This is a genomic window from uncultured Methanobrevibacter sp. (assembly GCF_947169325.1).
Classification (GTDB): Archaea; Methanobacteriota; Methanobacteria; order Methanobacteriales; family Methanobacteriaceae; genus Methanocatella.
Genome location: NZ_CAMVPN010000029.1, coordinates 20,570 through 27,663, shown reverse-complemented (window position 1 = coordinate 27,663; position 7,094 = coordinate 20,570). Strand labels below are relative to the sequence as shown.

Below are 7,094 nucleotides of genomic sequence, written 5' to 3'. Positions count from 1 at the left end.
AAGAAAGCAATTTTGAGAATCAAAGGACTTTTACCAATATCCATAAGAACATTTGAGAAAATTAGTCTGTTTTTGCATCCTCATGAATCTTTTTGAGAATTTCCAGTCTGTATGCTTTTACCTTATTGTGATTTTCAGGAATTTTCAAAACCTCATCAAAGCATTCCAACGCTTCAGGCAGTTTATTCATTGTTCGAAGCACCAACGCCTTATTGAAAATTGCGTATGAGTAGTTTTTATCCATTGATATGCATTTATCAAAGCATTCAATGGCATTTTCGTATTCATTACAGATGAACAGCGCTCCGCCCTTGTGGTTCACCATATCAATGTCCGTTTCATCCAGTCTCAAAACAAGGTCCATCAATCTCAATGCCTTGTCGGGATAGTTTTCTTCTGTGAGTGCCCTTAATGCCTGCATTTTCAGCCTGTCGATTTTGCTTTCGGCATCGAACTGCCTGTCATCGTATATGAATTCATTAGTGATGATGCATTTAATCTCATCAATCATGCCGTTTACTTCATCTTCACATCTCATGTCGCATTCGATGGCCTTCTTGAATGCATCCATTGCGTCCAATAATTTGTCCTCTTTTTTAAATTCAATTCCCTGAACTATCATCTTATTGGCTTCATAGCTGTAATCACTCATGTCCCTTTTATTATTGGCATAGATAAGTTCATTTTTGAGGATATCCACTATGCTTTCTAAATCGGGATTGATTTGGGATGCCTTGTCATAAAAAATCAGTGCGTTTTCAAAATCCCTTTTGCGTTTAAATATAATGCCTTTGTTTAGGAGTGCTGAGGAGTTTTCGCAAATAGACAGTGAATGGTTGTAGTATTTGTCTGCTTCATCGAGTCTGTTCAGTTTCATCAGGCTTGATCCTTTCCCGTTCAGTGCTTCAATGTTGTCGGGTTCGATTTCAAGGATTTCATCAAAAATCCTCAATGCTTTTTCGGTGTCGTTTTGCAGATAGTCGTATGCTTCACTTATTCTGCTTTCGATGTATTCTTCTAACATTATACTCCTCGAAGCCGTGTTTTAAATGGCAGTGTAGGGGTTTGATAAAGAACAAGCGAAACGACATTGTCTAATGTAAGTATTGTTATCGTCAACTTTTTGGATATTGGGCAATTTTTTCGATTTCACTCGTTCTTCTTACCCAATATTTGCTTTAACGGTCTTTATTAATAAGTCATATAAAGCAAATCATTTCATCATGTCCGAGAGCCTCATAGGGATTAACTAGAATCACACTTGTTTAAAGTTTTTTCTTTGTGTAAGTTATATGCAATGTAAACCAGATACTTAAATGCTTAGCTATATGCCTGTATTATCAAACCATGAGCAATTATAAATAATGCCGATGACACATTTTAAATCATGGATGCCGTAAATTCGGCATGAAATTTCAAAGCAATAATGGATGTGAGTTTGATAATATGTCTGAGTTAAAATATATGGACTTGTCCCTGGATGAGATATTGAAAAATCTGAATAGATGCAAGAAGGTCGTTGTTGAGCAGGAGGAATCGATTGGAAAATTCCGTGACATTATTCTGTCAGCTTCAAACAGAAGGGTTTCGAACCAAAGAAAGACAACAATCTTTCTGGCTGGAGCCGGAAGGTCAGGCTTTGTGGCAAAGGCATTTGCAATGAGGCTGATGCATTTGGGATTTTACGTCTATGTGTTCAACGAAACAATAGCTCCTCCGGTAAAGGAAGGCGACATTATTATCATAGTTTCAAAATCAGGAAAGTCAAATTCAATCACACAGATTGTTGAGGACTCCAAAATTGACAACGTCAAGTTTCTGGCGGTCTGCGGCAATACCGAAAGCGACCTTGCTCTCAAGTCAGATGCTAGAATTGTAATAGATTCTCTTCCGCAGACTTTGGTCAATCTTGAAGATTCAGACATAGAAAAGTTCATGGACACTCTTCCAAGGTCACTTACCAATTTCGAAACAGATGAGCAGACCAAGACCAAGATTGAAAACCTTCCAAGGAAATCATCAGATTTAACAAACAGGGAACTCACAAAATCAATCAGTGATTTGCCATTTGAAATCAGAGGAATCAGCAATATCTACCGTCCGCTGGAACTGATACTGATGGGAACTGCATTCGAACTCTCAGCACTGGTCGTTCTCGATGCGCTGGTAAATGAGCTCATGTGGAATTTGAATTTGCGTGAAAAGGACCTGAAGGCATATCATGATGTTTTAAGCAGTTCAATTTAATGAGATTAAATTAAAAATATGGATTATAGGAGATTTTGTAATGAGCGATTCGGAAATGGGGAAAACCGTTGTATTGGACTCACAGGATTCGGATACAATATCTGATAAATTATCTGCAGTAAATAATGGAGCCAGATTTTCCATACTTAAAATCCTGAGGGATTTTGACAAGGAAAACAAACGCGATAATGGTGACTATAAAAAAGAACCGTTATACTCACGTGAAATAAACGATCTCCTTTTGAAAAACTATAACATCAGCATAACTACTCAAATGTTGGGCCAGCACCTCAAGCAGCTTGTGGATGCCGGACTTGTAATGGAAGTTGACGTGAAAAAGGAAGTGCCGAACAAAATAGGTCCCCGTTCCGTTAAAGGATTTGTCCTTAAGGATGACGCATTTGAGGATTTGTTTTTGGACATTAACTTTTTGGCTGATGAGCTTTTGACTTTCTTTGATTTATATAAGACAAATAAGCGTTTCCAGGATGAGGAACACTGCGTTCTCACAGTTTTCAATGGGCATGACAAGGGAAAAACATTCAAGCTCTCCAAGAGTGAAACTGTTCTCATTGGAAGAAAAGGCAATTTCACTCCAGGCGATTTGGTATCATTTGCAATTCTTCTTGACAACAGCTATTCAACAGTCTCAAGCGTTTCAAAACCTCACCTGAAGATATTCTTTAAAAATGACGGTTGGTATGTTCTTGATGAGAAAAGCTCCAACGGAACGTTCATTGCAGACAGGGAAGTTCCAAAAGGCAAGCCAACAAAACTGTCTACCAATTCATTTATTAAATTATCAAAAGGCAATGGCGGTGCGGTTATTTACTGTTCGTTCTAATTAGGTTTTTAATCTAATTCGGTGATTTTAGTGGACTTTGACAAAGTTAAACGTATGGTTGAGGAATTCTTTAACGGACAGTATGAAGTTAAAAAGTTTCTGGGTGAAGGGTCATTTGCAGAGGTTTATCTGGTTAAACATAATTTTCTAGATGACTTCAGAGCCATGAAAATAATCAAGGAGCCATTAAGCGCTACATCAAATACCAAATCTGTTTTTCGAGAGGTCATGCTTGCAACCCATCTCCGGCATGAAAACATCATAAGCATTTTCGATGCAGGCATAATAACGACTTATGGTGATGGCTTTAGCCTAAGAAATGATGATGGTGATGAAAAACGGGACATTGCATTCTTTGTAATGGAATATGTTGCAGGGGGAAACCTGGAACAGTACCTTAATTCATTCGTCAAATCAAACCTGTCAATGCCAATAAGCCGTGCTCTTGACATTATAAAGCAGATTCTCTCAGGCCTGAACACTCTTCACAGTGCAAATCCTCCAATCGTTCACAGGGACCTTAAACTTAACAACATTCTTCTCAGCTACAATTACAATGGAGAAATCATAATAAAGATTTCCGATTTCGGATTTGCAAAGGAAGTGACAACAGGAATTTCCGATTTTGAAATAGCAGGAACCAGGCCGTATATGGCTCCTGAGTGCTTCAGCAAAATCTCCACAACACAAACTGACATTTATGCCGTTGGAGTAATCTTTTACCAGTTGCTTACCAATCGCTATCCATATGACGTCAACGGATATGACGTTGAGGATTTATTTGACCTTAAGCCATGGAAGGACGGATTCAAACCTCCAAGCCACATTAACGACCTGATAACTCCGGATTTGGATGAGATAGTAATGAAGTGTTTGGATGCCGATTCATCAAAGCGTTATTCTGATGCCTGTGAAATGCTTGCGGATGTTGAGATGGCCATAGACAGGTTCAAGTCAGCCGAAAGCATGGATGTTAATGAGGATCACGTCGAGGAATATAGTGAATATGTCCTAAACGATTCCGTGAAGGATGCCTTCAATTTGGCCAAATGCGAAAACAGGCTTGAAGATGCAGTTGAAATCCTTGAAAGGGAAGTCCTTAAAGATTATGATGTCCGCAAATGCTACGGTGAAACGTTGCAGATGTGGAAATCCCAAAGGCCCGACATCGAACTTGTCTCCAAAGCCTTCACAGTCAACCTTAAGGGTGAAAACTATGACATAGCGTCATATCTTTTAAGGGAGGCCATTGCATACAATCCGTCAATAAAAAATAAATATCGTCCCTATCTTGAATTGTGGACGATTTTCATCGCTCTTTCTGCCAGTAAAAATCTAATCCGGGCAGTCATGGAACTTGAAGAGCTGATGGAAACTAACAAGCACATTAACGAAATGTATTCTGGAATAATCCACACATTAAAAACATATTCGGTTGAAGAAATTGCAGCCGAAGCGGTAAGGCTGGTCAATGCCAATCGGCTGATTGACGGCGCAAACCTGATGGAGTTTGCAGTTGTTGGGGATGCTTCCATAAGGAAGAAATATGCATATGCCATGTCACTGTGGAAGCAGAACATGACTCTTCACTTCAGGAATGATGAGGAGACCTGTCGCAACACCATTGATTATGCAATTGATTTGGGAACCACAGATTCCCTCATTTCCTACTTTAACGATGGAAATCCCATAATCATTAAAAATTATAAAACAGGGGATGATTTCACTCCGTCTGCTGTCTTCATTGATGAAGATGATAATGTCCATGTCGGCAATCAGGCAAGGGATGCGTTGGTTGAGGACAGCGAAAATGCAGTTTCAGGGTTTAAGCATGACATGGGCTTTCCAGTGCCGTTCACATTCGAAAATGCTTCGAGGACAATGCTTCCTCAGGAGCTGTCTGCCGAAATCCTGAAGGATTTGAGAATATCTGCATATGAGCAATTGGGAGTTAAAATAGAGCATGCGGTTATCTGTGTTCCTGCTGATTCTAATCCAATCAAAACCAAAGCAGTCAATGAGGCTGCAGACATTGCGGGTTTCAGGTCACATGCACTTTTACTGGAGCCGGTTGCAGTGGCCTTTGCTTACGGGCTTGAAAAATGTGAAAATTCAAAAGGAATATGGATGATTTATGATTTGGGCGGAGGAACATTCCATGTTTCTTTAATTGGAAATAACGATGGTGAAATTGAAAAGATTGCAACAGCAGAAAGTGATGATTTGGGAGGAAACACATTTGATTGGCAAGTTATAGAAGAGATTCTGGCTCCAAAAATCATTGATGACTTGAATCTAGAGGATTTCACACGCATCAATCCTAAATACCGAAAGATTTTTGCAAAGCTCAAGGCAAAAACTGAAAATGCCAAAATGGAACTGTCTTCTGCAAACACATCAGACATATTCATCGCAAACCTTTTCGAGGGATATGACTTCACATACTCTCTAAACAGGTTCGAGTTTAAGAAAATCATCGAACCGTACATTGAAACAACATTTGCGCTTGCAAGAAACCTGATGGATGAAAATTCACTGTCTGAAGTTGACATAGACAAGATAATTCTTGCCGGAGGCTCATGCCTGAGTCCGTTGGTAAAGGATCTGATTTCTTCAGAGTTCGATATTCCTCTTGAAGACAGCCTCAACCCTTTGACTGTAGTGGCAAAAGGGGCGGCGGTTTATGCAGGCTCATTGGAAAAGCCTAAAATGGATTTCAATCCAGGTGAATTTTCAGTAATCATCAATTACAGGGATTACGGATACTCAGGACGTGCATTCAATCTTGACGATAAGTTTTCATTTTTAGGATATCATATCGAATTCGTTAATGTCAATGACGGCGAGTCCTTCAAAACCCCAATCGGCATTGACGGAAGCTTCAGGCTAATCATGCCTCACGGGGAATATGAGATTAACATTTACGATGGACAAAATATGGTTGGACTTGACGATAAATCCCCAAGCGTCATTAAAAACGAGGACATATTCATTCCTTACTTCACTAAGACATTTTCAAGTTTCATTTGCGAAACGGACCTTGACGGATTGCTTTATAAATATGTTAATCTAGTTAAGGCCATGGATTATCTTGATGACTATGGATTCTTATGCAAAATAGACATCATGGACTACATAGAAAGGCTTCTTGAAATATCCCGCCGTGACAGGAACGCATATCCTCAGACGCTGATATATCTGGATTATCTGGAAGCTATTGTTGATGATGCAACCTCTGATTTGGAATTTCAAAGGCTTCTTGAAAATGTTGAAGGAAAAATCAGCATTGCAGATGAGAAGGGAATGTTTGATACTCATGAATATAAAGGCAAATTGGAAAAAATTGCAGACAGCAAAAATTCAGGGGAACTTGAAGGCATTTACGCTGATTTGATAGAAAAGTATGTGGTCTTAAACGAGGAGAATGTCATAACTGATATTTTCTTCAACTTGAGATATGATGGAATTTACACTACTAACAAGCAGCTTTCGGAGGAATTTATAAAAGAAGGATTCACTGCATTGCATAACCTTGATTATGAGAGGCTGTTTGATATAATTGAAAAGCTTTGCGAGATTGACGAGAGGGATTACTTTGAATAAATCAATTTTCTGTCTGGATTTAAAATTTAATGAGAAGTGGTGTTCATGAACGACAATAACGATGCAGCGGAACCGACAGTAATACTGAACAAAAGTAATTCGGATGGATTTCTTGACTTCAACAACCCGTCTGACTTAAAACTTGCAATAAAAGTGCTGGGAGAGTTAATCGGAAGCAGGTAAGTTCTTAACTAATGACAATTGGATTGGACTTTTGTTTTGGATGTTTTGATTGTATCGGAATCAGGTCAAAATCCATGAGATATTCGAAAATCAGTGGGAATTCATCAAGATTAACACGGTTGTTGGACTTGTGGAACATACATAATCCGGAAATAAATAATGAAAGTTGTGCAGATGAAACTTAAACATGGTTTGGACAGTAATTTTCTAAAATCAA

General features: G+C 38.9%; 6 protein-coding genes. 4 read left to right on the top strand and 2 right to left on the bottom strand.

The window, feature by feature from the left end:
- Positions 1 to 61: 61 nt before the first annotated feature.
- Positions 62 to 1,024, bottom strand: coding sequence for a tetratricopeptide repeat protein (locus Q0W26_RS05690; RefSeq protein ID WP_298523316.1), 963 nt, complete (start codon positions 1,022 to 1,024; stop codon positions 62 to 64).
- A 422-nt stretch (positions 1,025 to 1,446) separates the two neighbouring features.
- Here Q0W26_RS05690 and Q0W26_RS05685 point away from each other — a divergent pair, with 422 nt between their 5' ends.
- From Q0W26_RS05685 to Q0W26_RS05670, 4 genes are read left to right on the top strand one after another with little or no spacing between them, the layout of a single operon-like run.
- On the top strand, positions 1,447 to 2,247 hold the full coding sequence (locus Q0W26_RS05685) for an SIS domain-containing protein (RefSeq protein WP_298523315.1): 801 nt from the start codon (positions 1,447 to 1,449) through the stop codon (positions 2,245 to 2,247).
- Positions 2,248 to 2,287: 40 nt separating this feature from the next.
- Complete coding sequence (locus tag Q0W26_RS05680) at positions 2,288 to 3,091, top strand: FHA domain-containing protein (RefSeq protein WP_298523314.1); 804 nt, start codon at positions 2,288 to 2,290, stop codon at positions 3,089 to 3,091.
- Between the two features lie 30 nt (positions 3,092 to 3,121).
- The gene (locus Q0W26_RS05675) at positions 3,122 to 6,694 is read left to right on the top strand and encodes an Hsp70 family protein (RefSeq protein WP_298523313.1); all 3,573 of its coding nucleotides are present in this window, start codon (positions 3,122 to 3,124) and stop codon (positions 6,692 to 6,694) included.
- 45 nt (positions 6,695 to 6,739) lie between these two features.
- Complete coding sequence (locus tag Q0W26_RS05670) at positions 6,740 to 6,877, top strand: hypothetical protein (protein ID WP_298523311.1); 138 nt, start codon at positions 6,740 to 6,742, stop codon at positions 6,875 to 6,877.
- A 4-nt stretch (positions 6,878 to 6,881) separates the two neighbouring features.
- Here Q0W26_RS05670 and Q0W26_RS05665 read toward each other — a convergent pair whose 3' ends face one another.
- Positions 6,882 to 7,016 (bottom strand): hypothetical protein, encoded by a 135-nt coding sequence (locus Q0W26_RS05665; protein WP_298523309.1) that lies wholly within the window; start codon positions 7,014 to 7,016, stop codon positions 6,882 to 6,884.
- Between the last annotated feature and the right edge of the window lie 78 nt (positions 7,017 to 7,094).